The organism is Kocuria sediminis, assembly GCF_009735315.1.
Lineage (GTDB): Bacteria > Actinomycetota > Actinomycetes > Actinomycetales > Micrococcaceae > Kocuria > Kocuria turfanensis.
The window spans coordinates 124,607-138,915 of sequence record NZ_WOGU01000005.1 but is presented as its reverse complement, the minus strand read 5'-3'; the positions used below and the strand labels follow the sequence as shown (position 1 = coordinate 138,915).

Genomic DNA, 14,309 nt, shown 5'->3' with positions numbered 1-14,309 from the left:
TCGGCGCCGGGGTAGCGTGCTGGTATGACGCCCATCAGGACCCTGATCATTCTCGGCGCCACCGGCGACCTCACCTCCCGTCTGCTCCTGCCGGGGCTGGGCACGCTGCTCAGCTCGCAGCCGGAGCTGCGGATCGACGTCGTCGGCTCCTCGCGCGAGCCCGCGGACGGGTGGGAGCGGGTGGTGGCGGAGGCCTTCGACGGCGTCGGCGCCTCCGGGCCCGCTGCCGCGCACACCCGGGAGACGGCCCGCTACGTGGCGGGCGACGTCACCGACGCCGGGGACCTCGCCGCCCTGCTCGACGACGCGGAGGGCCCGGTCTGCCTGTACTTCGCCCTGCCGCCGGCCGTCACCGCCCGGGCCTGCGAGGTCATGGCCGATATGGACCTGCCGGATGACCTGGTGCTGGCCCTGGAGAAGCCGATCGGCTCGGACACGGCGACCGCCCGGGAGCTGAACCGTCTCGTGGGCCGGCTCGTGCCCGAGGAGCGCACCTTCCGGGTGGACCACTTCCTCGGCATGCCGGCGGTGCTCAACTTCGTGGGGCTGCGCTTCGCCAACCGGCTGCTGGAGCCGCTGATGAACAGGGAGCACGTGGAGTCCGTCGAGATCGTGTTCGACGAGACCCTGGGCCTGGAGGGGCGCGCGGGCTTCTACGACTCCACGGGCGCCCTGCGGGACATGCTCCAGTCCCACCTGCTGCAGGTGATGGCCCTGGTCATGATGGAGCCGCCGTCCTCCTTCGACCAGGTGGAGATCCCCACGCTGACCAGCCACGTGCTGCGGGCCGCGAAGCCCTGGCACGGCGACCCCGCCCGGGCCGCGGTCCGCGGCCGGTACACGGCGGGCACCGTGGACGGCCGGGAGCTGCCCGACTACACGGCCGAGGAGGGGGTGGACCCGAGCCGCGGCACGGAGACGTTCGCCCAGGTCGTCCTCGAGGTCGACACCTGGCGCTGGAACGGCGTGCCGGTCACCCTGCGCTCGGGCAAGGCCGTGGGCAATCCGCGCCAGGAGATCGCCATCACGTTCCGCCGCCCGCCGCACGACTACGAGCAGCTGCCCCGCTCCGGGGACGTCGCCCCGACCGTGCTGCGCATGGGTCTCGAGGAGGAGCAGCTGTCCCTGGAGCTGAACGTGGGCGGCCCCTTCGACTCCCGTGGGATGACGCGGGTGACGCTCTCCTCGGGGATGGCCCGGCCGGGCCTGACCGCCTACGGCAGCGTGCTGCGCGGCATCCTCGAGGGCGACCACACCTTCAGTGTCCGCGGGGACGCCGCCGAACAGGGGTGGCGGATCGTCGACGAGGTGCTGGCCGCCTTCGAGGACGGCCGCGTGCCGTTGCTCGACTACCCCGCGGGCAGCTCCGGGCCTGCCTGAGGGCCGGGCCCGGAGCTCACCGCCCGGACGGTCCGGTCACCGGGCCGGTGACCGGAGACGCGCGTCCGGAGTCCGGCCCCCTGCCCGGAGCACCCGCCGCGGGGGTCTGCCTGGTCGCCGGGGGCTGCCCGGAACCCGCGAGCCCTCACCCGGAACCCGGCCACCGCTCACAGGTCGCCGATGGCGGAGCCGAGCAGGCGGACGGGCTCGAAGGCCTCGGCGTTGGTGTTCTTCGCCTGCGCCCCGCGGAAGGCGGCCATCCCCCGCACCCGCCCCGGGGTCATGTAGGGCTTGCCGGCCTGGTCCCGGTGGGAGAGCACGGCCTCGACCTTCACGTCCACGTAGCCGTCGATGTCCACGAACACCGACGGGTCGAAGTCACGGGTCACCGAGGGGGACTCGAAGCACAGGATGGAGTGGTGGGCCCGCGCGGCGCGCAGGGTGGCCTGGTGCACCGCGTAGTGGTCCTGGTGCTGGTCGTGGGCCGAGTGGGTGAAGATCACGTCCGGCTGGAACTCCTTGATCGCGGCCTCGATGGCGCGCACCAGGTCGTTGGTCACCGTCTCCAGCTTCGTGTCCGGGAAGTCGTGCACCCGCAGCCCCGACAGGCCGAGGAACGAGGCCCCGCGCTGGGCCTCGGCCGGGCGCAGGCCCGCGTTGCCGCCGACCTCCCCGGAGCTCATCACCAGGCCGCGGACCTCGTGGCCGGTGTCGACCAGCTTGGCCAGGGTCGCCCCGCAGGCCAGCTCGAGGTCGTCGGGGTGCGCGCCCACGGCCAGCACCCGGCGGCGCTGCACCACGGTGGCCGCCGGGATCCGCCGCTCGGCGATGGCGAAGCCGAAGACGCCGGTGGCGACCAGCGTCGAGACCGCGATCGCGTCGCAGACCAGCGTCACGGGCATGACCGTGGCGCACCACAGGTTCAGCGCCAGCAGCACCGAGTAGACGATGACGATCGACCGGCGCAGCCCCCTGGCGCCGACGATGAACCGCTTGTGGCGCTTGTAGTTCGCGTCCGGCAGCACGTATGCGAGGACGACGGCACTCAGCAGAGCGCCCACGACGGATGGCAGCATGTTTCCCCCCAGAAATCATTCAGCGCGACCCGGGCACTCCGTCGCGCCCGGGCCGTCGACGCCACCGGCCCCCCGACCGGTTCGGCGTCCACCCGACGACGGTGGTGACCGGTGCGTCGGGTACGGATCAGTTTGCATGAGGAAACACATTTTTGCATCGGCTAACGGGGCTTTCGGGGACCACAAAACTGGCCACAACCGCGGCACGACGGGCCGGTCCGCCCGGGGCAAGATGTTCGAGCCGGCCCGCAGCCGCTCTCCCCCGGCCACCGCGGAGGCGGCACGGGGAGGGGCGCTCCCGGTCGACTGCTGGATCCCCGGGGGCGTCGGCTCACGCAGACGGCCGCCCACTTTTATCGTCAGCCTGCTTTCCTATTCACCTGTTTCGTGTGAGACTGGGCGAACACGGCTCGACGAGCTCACCCTCGATGGTGACCACCACAGGAAAGAGGTATTTCCATGATCAGCACGATCCAGAACCTTGGTGTCCGCAGCGAGCACGCCTACGCGGCAGGCTTCGCGTCCATCGGCCTGTCCGTCCTGTCCTGGGCGGCCAGCCTCGGCAAGAGCAAGTCCAAGCCGCAGGCCGACCGGTGGGGCCTGTTCGTGGGCGAGTGGACGCCGACCTTCTTCGCGATCGGCGTCGCGCTGAAGCTCGAGGAGACCTCCTCCAAGAAGTAGTTCCTCCCCCGACGCGGCACACGGCCCGCGTCCTGCAGGAGCACCGACGGCCCCCACCGAGCGAGGTGGGGGCCGTCGTCGTGTCCGCGGGGCGGAGTCAGCCGTCGATCCTCGGGAGGTCCTTCACCGCGGGGCCCTCCAGCAGGGCGCCGTCGGCCGCGAAGCGGGAGCCGTGCAGCGGGCAGTCCCAGGACCGTTCGGCGTCGTTCCAGCGCAGCACGCCGCCGAGGTGGGTGCACACCCCGGAGATCCGGCAGGTCGTCCCGTCGACCGTGGACACGGCCACGGGGCGCCCGCGCTCCCGGCCGACGACGCCGACCCCCTCCGCCGGCGCGTCGGCGGGCAGGTCCTTCAGCTCGGCCTTGAGCCAGTCCTTCGGGGCGTTGAAGCCCACGCTCGCGTTGAACTTCAGGGCGGTGAGCACGTCCGACGGTGAGGTCACCCGCCGGCCCAGCGTCTGCGCCCACGGCACGTTCCCGCCGAGGATCTCGCTGCTGAGGGCGATCGCGGCGGCGACGGCGTTGCTCATCCCCCACTTGTTGTAGCCCGTGGCCAGGTAGATGTTGCCCCCACCGCGGGGCAGGGCGCCGATGAACGGGATGACGGTGATCGACTCGTAGTCCTGGGCGGCCCATGCGTGGGTGCGCTCGGCGCCGGGGAAGTGCCGCTGGGTCCACTCCTCGAGGTCGTCCACCGCCGCCTGCGGAGAGGCGGAACGTCCCACCACGTGATCGTTGCCGCCCACGAGCAGCAGCTCCTGGCCGTCGACCGGAACGGTGCGCAGCGTGCGCGTCGGGCTGTCCGCGGTGATGTACATCCCCTCCGGGATCGACCCCGGCGCGCCGGGAACCCGGTAGGTCAGGGCGTAGGACCGGTTCGGGGAGACCTTCGCGAAGTACGCGCCGCGGTCCAGGACCGGGATGCCGGTGGCGAGCACGAGTCGGTCGGCCCGGACCGAGCCCTCCGAGGTGCGCACGGTCAGGGGCGAGCGGAGTCCCGCGCCCGTGATCCGGACGCCCTCCACGAGCGTGCCGCCGCGCTCCCGCAGCTCGGCGACGAGGGCGCCGAGCACCTCCATGGGGTGGAACTGGATCTGGTCCGGCAGCGTGATCGCCCCCGAGACCTCGTAGGGCAGGCCGGTGTCGCTGGTCCAGTTCACGTGCAGATCCGCCGCACGGGCGGCTTCGAGCTCCTTGCGGAGCTGCGCGGCGCCCCGCGACGTCGTGGCGTAGGTGTAGGCGGCACGGCGCTGGAAGGGGACGCCGCGCTCCTCGAGATAGCGGACCAGCCAGGACTGGCCCTCCCGGTTGCCCTCCACGTAGGCGCGGAGCACCTCGTCGGACTGGTGCCGGCGGATCTGGGAGAGCGTGGTGCCCTGCAGCAGGGACAGCTTGGCCGTGGTGTTGCCCGTGGTCACGGCGCCCACGGACCGCGCCTCGATGACGGCGACGCGCTGACCCGCGCGGGCCAGCAGGACCGCGGTGGTCAGTCCCGTCAGCCCGGCACCGGCGACCACGGTGTCGTAGTGCGCGCCGGGGACGAACTGGTCCGACGCCGCGGACGGCACCTCGTACGTGTCGAGCCATACGGATTTCATGGGGTTGCTCCCTCGTGGTCGGTGCGGGTCGGCGGACGGGACGCCGCGCGGGGCGGCCGGACCCGATCGGCGCGGCACCCGCGAGGAGGTCGTGCGGGCGGCACGGCCGTTCTCACGGGCGGTCATGGTGCCATCCTGTCCGCCCGGCAGTGGTAAGTCCACTGTCGGAGGGGGTCCCTAGACTCGTCGGCATGCCCCCGGATCCGTCACTGGTCGACATCACCCGCATCTACTACGAACCGGCGGCGGCCGAGCTGCCCCGCGGCCGGGAGGTGCTCGAGCGGTGGCCCGACGCCACCCTGGTGGAGGTCCCCAGCCACTGGCAGATCCCGGAGCTGCACGGGGACGAGACCAACGTGCGGCGGTGGGTGCGGATCAAGCGCGAGGCGCTGGTGCTGGGTGTGAAGAAGTCGTTGGCGGCGCGGCCCAACGGCCGGTCGGCGGACTTCATCGCGCCGTCCACGGCCAACGGGTGCGCCATGGCCTGCGCCTACTGCTACGTGCCCCGCCGCAAGGGGTACAGCAACCCGGTAACGGTCTTCGCCAACATCGAGCAGATCAGCGGCTACCTGGACCGGCACATCCGCCGGCAGGGCGTGAAGCCGGAGCCCAACCAGTGCGATCCGGCCGCGTGGGTCTACGACCTCGGGGAGAACAGCGACTGCTCGGCGGACGCGCTGTTCAGCGACAACGTGCACGACCTCGTGGACCTGTTCCGCGGCCACCCCACGGCGAAGGCCTCCTTCGCCACGAAGTACGTCAACCGCGAGCTGCTGGACTGGGACCCGCAGGGGCGGACCCGGGTGCGGTTCTCACTGATGCCGGAACGTCTGGCCAAGCTCACCGACATCCGCACGACCCCCGTGCCTGAACGGATCGCGGCGATCGACGACTTCGTGGCGGCCGGGTACGAGGTGCACGTGAACTTCTCCCCGGTGATCGTCACGGACACGTGGCTGGAGGACTGGGTCGAGCTCTTCGACCAGCTCGACGCCGGCCTGGGCGCGGCGGCCAAGGAGCAGCTCGCCGCGGAGGTCATCTTCCTGACCCACAACGCCCAGCTGCACGAGGTCAACACGCAGTGGCACCCCAAGGCCGAGGAGGTGCTGTGGCGCCCGGACCTCCAGGAGGCGAAGCGGTCACAGAACGGGGCGCTGAACGTGCGCTACCGGTTCCGGGACAAACAGCGCTATCTGGAGCAGTTCCTGGACCTGCTGCACCGCAGGTTGCCGTACTGCGAGGTCCGCTACGCGTTCTGAGCCGCGCATGCGGACTGCGTGTGCTGAGGTACATGCGCGAGCAACGCGTGCCGGTCGGGCGCGCTGGTAGGCGTGCCGAGCTGGGCGTGCCGAGTTCCTGGCGCCGGAGAGCGGCCCGGTGGACGCCGACCCGGCCTCAGGCGACCCGGGGATCGTAGCCGTCCGAGGGCCGGGAGACCGTGGTCAGCAGGAACACCGAGTCCTCCAGGGCCTCCACCGAGTGCCGCGAGTCGGTCAGGGACAGCAGGTCCCCAGGGGCGAGCTCCTCGGCGAGCTGTCCGCGCTTGAGCACCCGGATCCGGCCACACAGCAGCTGGAGCGTCGCGGCCGGCGGAGCCACGTGCTCGGCGAGCTCCCGTCCGGCGCACAGCGCCATGATCGTCTGGCGCAGGACGCCGTCGTGGACCACCAGTTCCGTGCTGCGTCCGCTGCCCGCCGCGCGGGCCTTCGCCAGGTTGGTGCCGGCAAGGTCGTCGAGGCGGGGCATGGGTCCTCCTGGTGGGGCGGCGGCCGGACGTGGTCAGAGCAGAGCGCCCTCGAGGCGCAACAGGTATTCCTTGCGCGCCATGCCGCCGGCGTAGCCGGTGAGCCGGCCGTTGGCGCCGATGACCCGGTGACAGGGCACGAGCAGGCTGACGGGATTGCGGCCGTTCGCCGCGCCCACCGCCTGGGCCGCCCGGGGCGCGCCGATCGTGCGGGCGAGTTGTCCGTAGGTGCCGGTCGTCCCGTACGGGATCTGCGCGAGGGCGTTCCACACCCGCACCTGGAACGGGGTGCCGTGGAGCACGACGTCGGCGTCGAACTCCTGGAGCCGGCCGGCGAAGTAGGCGTCCAGCTGTTCGCGCACGTGCGGCAGCACGTCGTCGTCCCGGGCGCCGAAGGAGTCGGGGACGGGTCCCTGTCGCGCTCCCTCGACGGACAGCGCCGCGAGCGCACCGTTCTCCTCGACGAGGGCCAGCGGGCCGATGGGTGACTCCACCAGGGCGTGGCGGCGGGTCGTCGAGGCGGAAGAAGCCGGGCTCAGTCTCAGTCCCATGGCGCAATTCTACGTCGGGCGCAACTTCTCCCGCGGCGTGCGGGCGAGGCTGTAGGACGGTTCCCGCAGACGGCAGGTCCAGTCGTAGTTCTCGGCGCCCGCAGGGACGTTGAGCAGGGGGTCGAACCGCTCGTCGGCCCCGAACGGCGCGCCCGGAGAGAGTTCCACGGTGGCGAAGCGGCGCCACGGGCCGAGCGGGGCGGCCCAGGACAGGCTGAGGCGCCACGGCTCGGCCGCGACGGCGGCCCGGAATCGGTCGGGGCGGACAGGAAGCCGCTCCGCACGGGGTTCCGGGTGCGCGGCCAGCAGAACCGGGCCGTTCAGGCCGCGGTAGGGCATGAAGGACGTGAACGGGCTCTCCGGAACGTGCCGGTGGAGAGTCGGCACGAACCGGGAGAGCCGCCCGCTGCCGGCGGTGGCGAGAAGGATGTCGGCGCGGCCGTCGCTGCGGCCGTCGATCTGCCCGGAGGGCGGCACCGGGCAGCGCAGGGCGAGGCCCAGGATGTCGGGCCACCCGTGCGGAAAGCCGGCGGAGCGGGAGAACCGGGCCCGCACGGGGTCCTCACCGGCCTCGTCGATCCAGCGGATGCCGCTGGACCCGCCGCCGGCGCGGACCAGGACGCCCTCGAGCCCGACGCCTTCGGAGTGGATGGGCCGTTGCGGCCTGAACTGCTTGAGCAGGACGAACGGCACGCGGAGTGCAGAACCGAGCAGAGCGCTGATGGGGGCGGTCGTCATGGGCACACGGTACCCGTGGCGGGTGTCCGGGTGGTCAACGGAGACGGACGCGGATCGGCCCGCGAGCCGACCGGCCGTCGACCACACGGCCCTGCTGGGTGATGTCCACGAGGCCGTCGTCGGCCAGCCGGTACGCCTCCTGGCGCACGTCCTCCATCAGGTCCCGCCAGGAAGCGGGGGCCAGCACTCGGGCCGCCTCGGAGGGGCAGACCGTCTTGTCCGCGCCGCGACGGCGCACCAGATCGAGCAGCACCGAGCGCATCTCGGCGGGCGACGGGGTGGTCACGTGCGGCTCCTCTCCCTGTGGGACTGGTCATCGTATCGGCCCGGACCCTCTGCGGTGTCGATCAACGTGTGGGACCGGACTTCGCGTGGGGCCGGACATCGTGTGGGACCCGGCCTCACTCAGAACGGTGGCCGGTCATCGGCGGCGGAGAATTGCGGACCAGGCCGGGTCCCGAGCTGCGGTCCGCCGACCGGGGCCGGGTTCCGATACTCCTGGGGATACGTCCGGTGCACCTGTCCGGCGGGAGAGGTCCACTCCAGCACACCACACTGGTCCAGAGGCCCCGATCTCTCGGCTGCACTGAGATCGGGGTCCGGGCGCTCGAGGTCCGAAGATCCCCGGCCCACGTGCTCCACCCGCCATCGCCCCAGCGGCCCCTTCCGGTGCTTGACCAGATGGTGGTGGCGGCACAGATGGGCGAGGTTGTCCGCCGCGGTCCGGCCGCCGTCGGCCCAGGCCACCGTGTGGTCGAGGTCGCACCGTGCCGCCCGCCTTCGGCATCCCGGGAAGCGACAGGTGCCGTCCCGGGCCCGCAGCCGGTGTTTCAGGTCCGCAGGAACGGCATAGGTGGTGCGGTCCCGATCCAGCACCGTGCCTGTGACGGGACAGGTCAGGATCCGGGACCAGGACGGCGCCCGGGCCGCGATGCGCTCCGCCATGCCCACCGGAACGGGCCCGTAGCCCTCCAGCTCGGCGCAATCGGTGGCGCCGGCGAGCACGTCGGCTGTTTCCCCGTTGCCGGTGAGCACTTCGGCGACATGCCCAGCGCCGGTCCCGGCACGCCGACCGGACTCGCCCCCAGTGTCGGCGAGCCCGCCCCCGTCCTTCCCGGCCCCGGGGAGCCGATCGGCGAGGGCGCCGGAGAGGAGGGAGAGCACCGGTACCGTCACCGTCACGTGCCCGCGGATCCCCCGCAGATGCTCGGGCAGGTCCGCCGGCTCACCGTCCAGCAGGAGGTCCGCCAGCACGTCCGCCCGTATCTGAGGCAGGGTGCGCCGGGACGGCACGCCATCACCGGCATCGGGCGCCCCCCATTCCGCGGCCTCGGAACCCTGCAGCGGAACGTCCCGCGACGGGAACTCCCGCAGCGGGGCGCCCTGCGACGGCACGGAGTGCGAGCGGTCGGCCAGCGTCTCGATGCGGTCCTGAATGGCGTGGGCGGTGGCGGCGTCGAGCAGGGCGCACAGCTGCGCCATGCCGTCCTCCCGGGGCTCGACCCACACGCGCCTGTTGCGGCGCGCCAGCCGGTGGCGCTGCTCCTCGGTCTCCCGGAGCAGGCCGGCCCTGCGCCGGCGCGCCAGAGCGCGCAGCTGGGCGACGGTGGCGTTCGGCGCCCGGTCCAGCAGCTCGTCGGCGATCCGTCCGACAGCCTCGGCCGGCGCCCTCAGCTCGGACGGGGCGTCGGCAGCATCGATCACGAGCTCCCGCCACAGCTCGACGATCACGCCCGCCTGCCGGACTCCCACGACGCCGTGCTCGAGGGCCTCGAGCACGGCGGGCAAGGACTCCCCGAGCAGGACGGCGTCCTCGACCCGGCGCAGCGCGGTGCCCGCCGGCAGGCGCAGGGCCGGACCGATCTCGTCGGCCACGTCCTGCAGCGTCTGCTCCTCGGGCTCGAGCGAGTGCGGACCGAGCCGATCCGCCGCCGCGGGCATCCAGTGCGCCTCGACGGCCCAGCGCTGCTCCCGGGCCTCCTCCTGCAGCTGCCACAGACGGTGGATCAGCCGGTACTGGCGCCCCGCCGCACGGGCCTCGGCACGGGACTCCTCGACCAGTTCCTGCACGCCCTCGGAGAACTCCCGGCCGATCTCGGCCAGGTCCGTCTCCTCGCGGAGAGCGTCCTCCAGGCTCCACTGCCCGGCGGCGGTGATGGTCATGGTTCATGGTCCCAGGCCGCCCGGACAGCCTAAGCCGTGATCCCTGTCACCGGCCGGGGAGGCTCAGCGGCACCGGCCCGTCGCAGGGCCGGCGCCGCCACCGGCTCAGGCCTCCGCGAACGGGTAGTCGGTGTAGCCCTCGGCGCCCTGGGAGTAGAAGGTCCGCGGGTTCGGCACGTTCTCCGCGAGGCCCTCGGCCCACCGACGGGCCAGATCGGGATTGGCGATCGCGGGGCGGCCGACGACGACGCCGTCCGCCACGTCCTCCTCGAGCAGTCGGACACCCTCCTCACGGCTGGTCGGGGTCCCGAAGCCGCTGTTGGCGAGGAACACCCCGCCGAAGGCACGGCGCAGCCCCTGCACCAGCTCGCCCTCCGGCTCACGGTGCAGGACCGAGAGGTAGGCCAGGCCCAGGTCGGCCAAACCGGCCACCAGGGCGGTGTAGGTGGCCACGACGTCCTCGTGCTCGAGCTCCCAGGCGTCCTGGATGTTGTGCTCCGGGGAGATCCGCAGGCCGACCCGCTCCGCGCCGATCTCGTCGACCACGGCACGCACCACCTCGAGCACGAAGCGCGCACGGTTCTCGGGGGAGCCCCCGTACTCGTCGGTGCGCTGGTTGGCGCCCGGGGCCAGGAACTCGTGCAGCAGGTAGCCGTTGGCGCCGTGGAGCTCCACGCCGTCCAGCCCGGCCTCGACCGCGTTGCGGGCGGCCCGCACGAAGGAGTCGACCACGTCGGGCAGCTCCTCGGTGGTCAGGGCGTGCGGCACCGGCAGCGCGGACTTGCCGCGGTAGGTGTGGATCTCGCCCTCGATGGCGACCGCGCTGGGTGCGACCGGCTGGGCGCCGCCGTTGAGGTCCGGGTGGGAGACCCGGCCGGCGTGCATGACCTGCATGAAGATCCGCCCGCCGGCGGCGTGCACGCTGTCGGCCACGCGCCGCCAGCCCTCGACCTGCTCGGGGGTCTGGATGCCGGGCTGGAAGGCGAATCCCTGCCCGACCACGTCGGGGTAGGTGCCCTCGGTGACGATGAGGCCCATCGAGGCGCGCTGGGTGTAGTGCTCCACGTTGAGCTCGCCGGGGACGCCGTCGCGGCCGGAGCGCATCCGGGTCAGCGGCGCCATGACGAGACGGTTCGGCAGCCGCAGGGCACCGAGATCGAGCGGGGTGGTCAGGGAGGACTTCGGCACGGGGGAACCTTTCATCAGGGAACTGCTTCTTGCCGTGTCAACGGGATCGGGAGCCCAGATATTTTCGCCTGCGGTGTCTCGTGCCTCACACTCCCGGTCGGCGATCGCCATCAGGGGCGGCTCCGGCCGGGAGCGACGCCGGGGACACGTCCTACGCCGGGCGCGAGCGGCCGTAGCCCCGCGGCGTGGCCCCCAGGACCGAGCGGAACTCCCGGGTGAGATGGGCCTGGTCCGCGAAACCGAGCTCCGCGGCCAGCGTCCTCAGGTCCGTGTCCGGGTCCGCGCGCATCCGTTCGGCGGCCTCCTGGAGCCGACGACGGCGCAGCAGCAGCTGCGGCGGCATCCCCACGAACCGGGCCGCGAGCCGTTGCAGCGAGCGCACGGACACGTGCAGCTCCCGCGCCAGGTCCTCCGGGCTCCGCGCCCCGGCGCCCGACTCGACCAGATCCACCAGCCGGTTGGCCAGAACGCCGTCCCGCGCGGCCTCCGAGGTCAGTCCCGCCGCCCGGGCGCGGACGTGGTCCACGAGCAGCGCCGCGGCGCGCTCCCGCCGGGCGGCGACGTCCCCGTCCGCGAGGGCTCCGGCCATCGGCTCCGTCACGGCCCGGCGCAGTCCCGGCTCCTCGAGCGGCACCGACCCGTCGAGCAGACCGGCCGGTCGCTCCGTGAACAGCAGGACCCCCGCCGGGCGCAGCAGCGCCCCGACCGCCCAGCCCCGCCTGGTCAGCACCCGGGTGGACGCGCGGGTCGTGGGCCCGTGCAGCGCCACCCCGTCCGGTTCGACCACCACGTTGCTCGCCGGGTAGCCCAGCACCAGCTGCTCGACCCGCTCCCCCGCCGGCAGGTCCCACTCGGGGATCCACAGCTGCCGGACGAGGTGGGCGACGTCGTCGGGCGCGGGAAGGCGCGTCACCGTGGCGTGCGGTCCCGGGGTGAGGTGACCCCGTGTGGTGGGCGGCTCGCTCATGCCCCGAGCGTAGCCACCGCCCGGTCCGGTGTGGCGGGAATCTTCAAGACCGCGCCGGACCCGCGTCCTAGGCTCGCGGCATGAGCACAGAACAGAGCGTCCGCGGCGTCACCGGGACGCACACGACCGACGGCACCCCGCGGGGTTTCACCGCCCTCACCCCGTTCCTCGCCGTGGTGGACGCCGCCGCGGCGATCGACTTCTGCACCCGCGTCTTCGGGGCCGTCCTCGTCGACCGCACCGACATGCCCGGCCCGGACGGGACGCCCGTGGTGGTGCACGCGACCCTCGACCTCGGCAACGGGCGCCTCCAGCTCGGCGAGGCGAATCCGGCCTTCCACCTCGTCCCGCCGCCGGGCGGCGACGACGCGTGCTACTCGTTGGGCCTCTACGTCCCGGACGTCGACGACGTGGTGGCGCGCGCCGTCGCGGCCGGCGCCACGGTGCGCGAACCCGTCAACACGTTCGTCTCGGGGGACCGGTACGGCAGCATCCGCGATCCGTTCGGCATCCGCTGGTCGATCATGACGCGGGTCGAGGACCTCTCCGACGAGCAGAGCAGCGCCCGCGTGGCCGAGTGGGCGGCGTCCCTCGGCCAGGAGTGAACCCCGCGTCCGCCGGCCCCCGGGCCCACCGCGGCCCGGTGGGGGCGAGACGCTCCGGGGCGAGGGTCGCCGAGCCCTTCCGCTGGGCACCGGGTCCGGACCCCGTGCGCGGACTCCTCGGCACCGCGCACGGGACCCGGTCTCCGGGACGCATCACCGGCCGTCGGCCCTCCAGCCCGCGACCGGCGACCACCAGCACTCCCTGGTGTCCCGGGGAACCCCCGCAGGACCCAGAGAACCACCGCGGGCTGAAGCGCACCTGAAGCGGGACGTCAGGGTCTCCCGCCAGGCCGCGGGTCAACCCCGCAGCCGCAGGAGCGCCCTCGTCGTCGCGTCCCCGTAGCCACCGCCGAACCGCACGGCGTGCACCAGCAGCGGCGGGAGCTGGTACCAGGGCACCCGGTCCTCCCAGCCCGGGGCGAGCGGGTGCTGCGCGTGGTAGGCGGCCAGGCACTGCTCGCCGAAGCCGCCGAAGAGCAGCATCATCGCGATGTCGACCTCCCGGTGCCCCCAGTACGCCGACGGGTCGATCAGCCAGTTCCGCCCCTCGGCGTCCACGAGCCGGTTGCCGGCCCAGAGGTCTCCGTGCACGAGCGTCGGCGGCTCGTCGGGCCCGGCGAGCCCGCGGGCACGCGGCGCGAGCTCCTCCAGGAGGTCGGCCGCACGCGGGTCGATCCGGCCGGACACGACCGCATCCTGCATCAGCGGACGGATCCGCCGCTCGAGCAGGAACTCCGCCCAGTCCTGCGTCGGGGACAGGTCCACCTCGAAGGAGCCGATCCGCCCGGGCAGCTCCGGGGCCAGGGCGCCGAAGGCGGGTCCCTGGGCGCGGTGCAGGTCGGCCAGCCCCCGCCCGAAGGACTCCTCGGTCCCGGCCGAGCGGGGGCCGGTGACCTCCTCGATCCACTCGAGGACGATGCCGTCCTCCGTCCAGCGCACGACCTCCGGCACCCCGAGGAACTCCGGTGCGTGCTCCCGCAGAGCGTGCAGCCCGGCGACCTCCACAGCCATCATCCCGGCCGGCGGGTCCGCCATCGTCTTCGCGAACAGGGGGCCGCGGGGCGTCTCGAGCCGGAACGCGGCGGCGGTGTCGCCGCCGCCGAGCGGGCGCGCGCGGCGGACGCCGAGGCCGTCGACGAGGTCAGGGGGCAGGTCCGGGGAAGTCATGCCTCCCGTTCTACTGCATGTCCTCCTGCGGAACAGATCCGCGGAGCCCGGCGGCCGCGCACACACCCTCGGACCGCGCCGTCCGGATGCGCCTCACTGTCCGCCGCCGGCCTCGCACTGGTCGGCGCAGTCACGCAGCCGCGCCAGGAGCTCCCGGGCCACCGGATCCTGGTCGAACTCGCCCACCACGAGGCGCCGCACCCCGGAATCCTCCTGGATCTCGATGACGTAGGTCTGCTGGTCGGCCGCGCCCTCCGGGATCGTGGGGTCGGCCGACGACAGCCGGTGCGTGCAGACGGTGTCGAAGAGACCGAGCAGCTCGTCGCGCCGGTCCGGGGGCAGAGCCTCCGTCTCGAAGGCCCGCTCCGCGGCCAGGCCGGGGAAGTAGGCGATGCCGCCTTCCACGTGGTACCGCACTCTCGCCATGGACGGCACCGTCCCTTCCTCGGACG

The 14,309-nt window shown here is 73.1% G+C and carries 15 protein-coding genes; 4 read left to right on the top strand and 11 right to left on the bottom strand.

Going from position 1 to position 14,309, the window contains the following annotated elements:
• Positions 1-24: 24 nt before the first annotated feature.
• Positions 25-1,380: a glucose-6-phosphate dehydrogenase gene (locus tag GMA12_RS07660; RefSeq protein ID WP_156268734.1), complete on the top strand. Its 1,356-nt coding sequence runs from the start codon at positions 25-27 to the stop codon at positions 1,378-1,380.
• Positions 1,381-1,547: 167 nt separating this feature from the next.
• Here GMA12_RS07660 and GMA12_RS07655 read toward each other — a convergent pair whose 3' ends face one another.
• A complete protein-coding gene (locus tag GMA12_RS07655) occupies positions 1,548-2,456 on the bottom strand; it encodes a PIG-L deacetylase family protein (RefSeq protein WP_156268732.1) in 909 nt (302 codons plus the stop codon).
• Between the two features lie 459 nt (positions 2,457-2,915).
• On the opposite strand from GMA12_RS07655, the gene GMA12_RS07650 reads away from it, so the two are divergent.
• Positions 2,916-3,137, top strand: coding sequence for a hypothetical protein (locus GMA12_RS07650; protein ID WP_017831777.1), 222 nt, complete (start codon positions 2,916-2,918; stop codon positions 3,135-3,137).
• 97 nt (positions 3,138-3,234) lie between these two features.
• Here the strand turns inward: GMA12_RS07650 and GMA12_RS07645 are convergent, their stop codons facing one another.
• A complete protein-coding gene (locus GMA12_RS07645; RefSeq protein ID WP_156268730.1) occupies positions 3,235-4,734 on the bottom strand; it encodes an FAD-dependent oxidoreductase in 1,500 nt (499 codons plus the stop codon).
• A gap of 191 nt (positions 4,735-4,925) precedes the next feature.
• Between GMA12_RS07645 and GMA12_RS07640 the strand changes: the two genes are divergently transcribed.
• Positions 4,926-5,993: a spore photoproduct lyase family protein gene (locus GMA12_RS07640; protein ID WP_156268728.1), complete on the top strand. Its 1,068-nt coding sequence runs from the start codon at positions 4,926-4,928 to the stop codon at positions 5,991-5,993.
• Positions 5,994-6,129: 136 nt separating this feature from the next.
• On the opposite strand, the gene GMA12_RS07635 is transcribed toward GMA12_RS07640, so the two are convergent.
• The 7 genes from GMA12_RS07635 to GMA12_RS07605 all read right to left on the bottom strand — a co-directional run bounded on the left by GMA12_RS07635 (position 6,130) and on the right by GMA12_RS07605 (position 12,085).
• Complete coding sequence (locus tag GMA12_RS07635; RefSeq protein ID WP_156268726.1) at positions 6,130-6,480, bottom strand: cupin domain-containing protein; 351 nt, start codon at positions 6,478-6,480, stop codon at positions 6,130-6,132.
• 33 nt (positions 6,481-6,513) lie between these two features.
• On the bottom strand, positions 6,514-7,029 hold the full coding sequence (locus tag GMA12_RS07630; RefSeq protein WP_156268724.1) for a methylated-DNA--[protein]-cysteine S-methyltransferase: 516 nt from the start codon (positions 7,027-7,029) through the stop codon (positions 6,514-6,516).
• A 9-nt stretch (positions 7,030-7,038) separates the two neighbouring features.
• The gene (locus GMA12_RS07625) at positions 7,039-7,767 is read right to left on the bottom strand and encodes a hypothetical protein (protein WP_240898691.1); all 729 of its coding nucleotides are present in this window, start codon (positions 7,765-7,767) and stop codon (positions 7,039-7,041) included.
• A gap of 34 nt (positions 7,768-7,801) precedes the next feature.
• Positions 7,802-8,053, bottom strand: coding sequence for a DUF3253 domain-containing protein (locus GMA12_RS07620; protein WP_370830711.1), 252 nt, complete (start codon positions 8,051-8,053; stop codon positions 7,802-7,804).
• 119 nt (positions 8,054-8,172) lie between these two features.
• The gene (locus GMA12_RS07615) at positions 8,173-9,930 is read right to left on the bottom strand and encodes an HNH endonuclease signature motif containing protein (protein ID WP_156268722.1); all 1,758 of its coding nucleotides are present in this window, start codon (positions 9,928-9,930) and stop codon (positions 8,173-8,175) included.
• 105 nt (positions 9,931-10,035) lie between these two features.
• Positions 10,036-11,133 carry an alkene reductase gene (locus GMA12_RS07610; RefSeq protein ID WP_156268720.1) on the bottom strand — a complete coding sequence of 366 codons (1,098 nt, stop codon included), beginning with the start codon at positions 11,131-11,133 and terminating at the stop codon, positions 10,036-10,038.
• A gap of 136 nt (positions 11,134-11,269) precedes the next feature.
• The gene (locus GMA12_RS07605) at positions 11,270-12,085 is read right to left on the bottom strand and encodes an AraC family transcriptional regulator (protein WP_156268718.1); all 816 of its coding nucleotides are present in this window, start codon (positions 12,083-12,085) and stop codon (positions 11,270-11,272) included.
• An 80-nt stretch (positions 12,086-12,165) separates the two neighbouring features.
• Here GMA12_RS07605 and GMA12_RS07600 point away from each other — a divergent pair, with 80 nt between their 5' ends.
• Complete coding sequence (locus tag GMA12_RS07600) at positions 12,166-12,690, top strand: VOC family protein (protein ID WP_156268716.1); 525 nt, start codon at positions 12,166-12,168, stop codon at positions 12,688-12,690.
• A gap of 297 nt (positions 12,691-12,987) precedes the next feature.
• Here the strand turns inward: GMA12_RS07600 and GMA12_RS07595 are convergent, their stop codons facing one another.
• Positions 12,988-13,857, bottom strand: a complete 870-nt coding sequence (locus tag GMA12_RS07595; protein ID WP_156268714.1) for a fructosamine kinase family protein — start codon at positions 13,855-13,857, stop codon at positions 12,988-12,990.
• A 93-nt stretch (positions 13,858-13,950) separates the two neighbouring features.
• Complete coding sequence (locus tag GMA12_RS07590) at positions 13,951-14,283, bottom strand: protealysin inhibitor emfourin (protein WP_156268712.1); 333 nt, start codon at positions 14,281-14,283, stop codon at positions 13,951-13,953.
• Between the last annotated feature and the right edge of the window lie 26 nt (positions 14,284-14,309).

Coding starts and splice junctions, on each gene's coding strand:
- GMA12_RS07660 (WP_156268734.1), top strand. CDS start 25: ATGACGCCCATCAGGACCCTGATCATTCTCGGCGCCACCGGCGACCTC.
- GMA12_RS07655 (WP_156268732.1), bottom strand. CDS start 2,456: ATGCTGCCATCCGTCGTGGGCGCTCTGCTGAGTGCCGTCGTCCTCGCA.
- GMA12_RS07650 (WP_017831777.1), top strand. CDS start 2,916: ATGATCAGCACGATCCAGAACCTTGGTGTCCGCAGCGAGCACGCCTAC.
- GMA12_RS07645 (WP_156268730.1), bottom strand. CDS start 4,734: ATGAAATCCGTATGGCTCGACACGTACGAGGTGCCGTCCGCGGCGTCG.
- GMA12_RS07640 (WP_156268728.1), top strand. CDS start 4,926: ATGCCCCCGGATCCGTCACTGGTCGACATCACCCGCATCTACTACGAA.
- GMA12_RS07635 (WP_156268726.1), bottom strand. CDS start 6,480: ATGCCCCGCCTCGACGACCTTGCCGGCACCAACCTGGCGAAGGCCCGC.
- GMA12_RS07630 (WP_156268724.1), bottom strand. CDS start 7,029: ATGGGACTGAGACTGAGCCCGGCTTCTTCCGCCTCGACGACCCGCCGC.
- GMA12_RS07625 (WP_240898691.1), bottom strand. CDS start 7,767: ATGACGACCGCCCCCATCAGCGCTCTGCTCGGTTCTGCACTCCGCGTG.
- GMA12_RS07615 (WP_156268722.1), bottom strand. CDS start 9,930: ATGACCATCACCGCCGCCGGGCAGTGGAGCCTGGAGGACGCTCTCCGC.
- GMA12_RS07610 (WP_156268720.1), bottom strand. CDS start 11,133: ATGAAAGGTTCCCCCGTGCCGAAGTCCTCCCTGACCACCCCGCTCGAT.
- GMA12_RS07605 (WP_156268718.1), bottom strand. CDS start 12,085: ATGAGCGAGCCGCCCACCACACGGGGTCACCTCACCCCGGGACCGCAC.
- GMA12_RS07600 (WP_156268716.1), top strand. CDS start 12,166: ATGAGCACAGAACAGAGCGTCCGCGGCGTCACCGGGACGCACACGACC.
- GMA12_RS07595 (WP_156268714.1), bottom strand. CDS start 13,857: ATGACTTCCCCGGACCTGCCCCCTGACCTCGTCGACGGCCTCGGCGTC.
- GMA12_RS07590 (WP_156268712.1), bottom strand. CDS start 14,283: ATGGCGAGAGTGCGGTACCACGTGGAAGGCGGCATCGCCTACTTCCCC.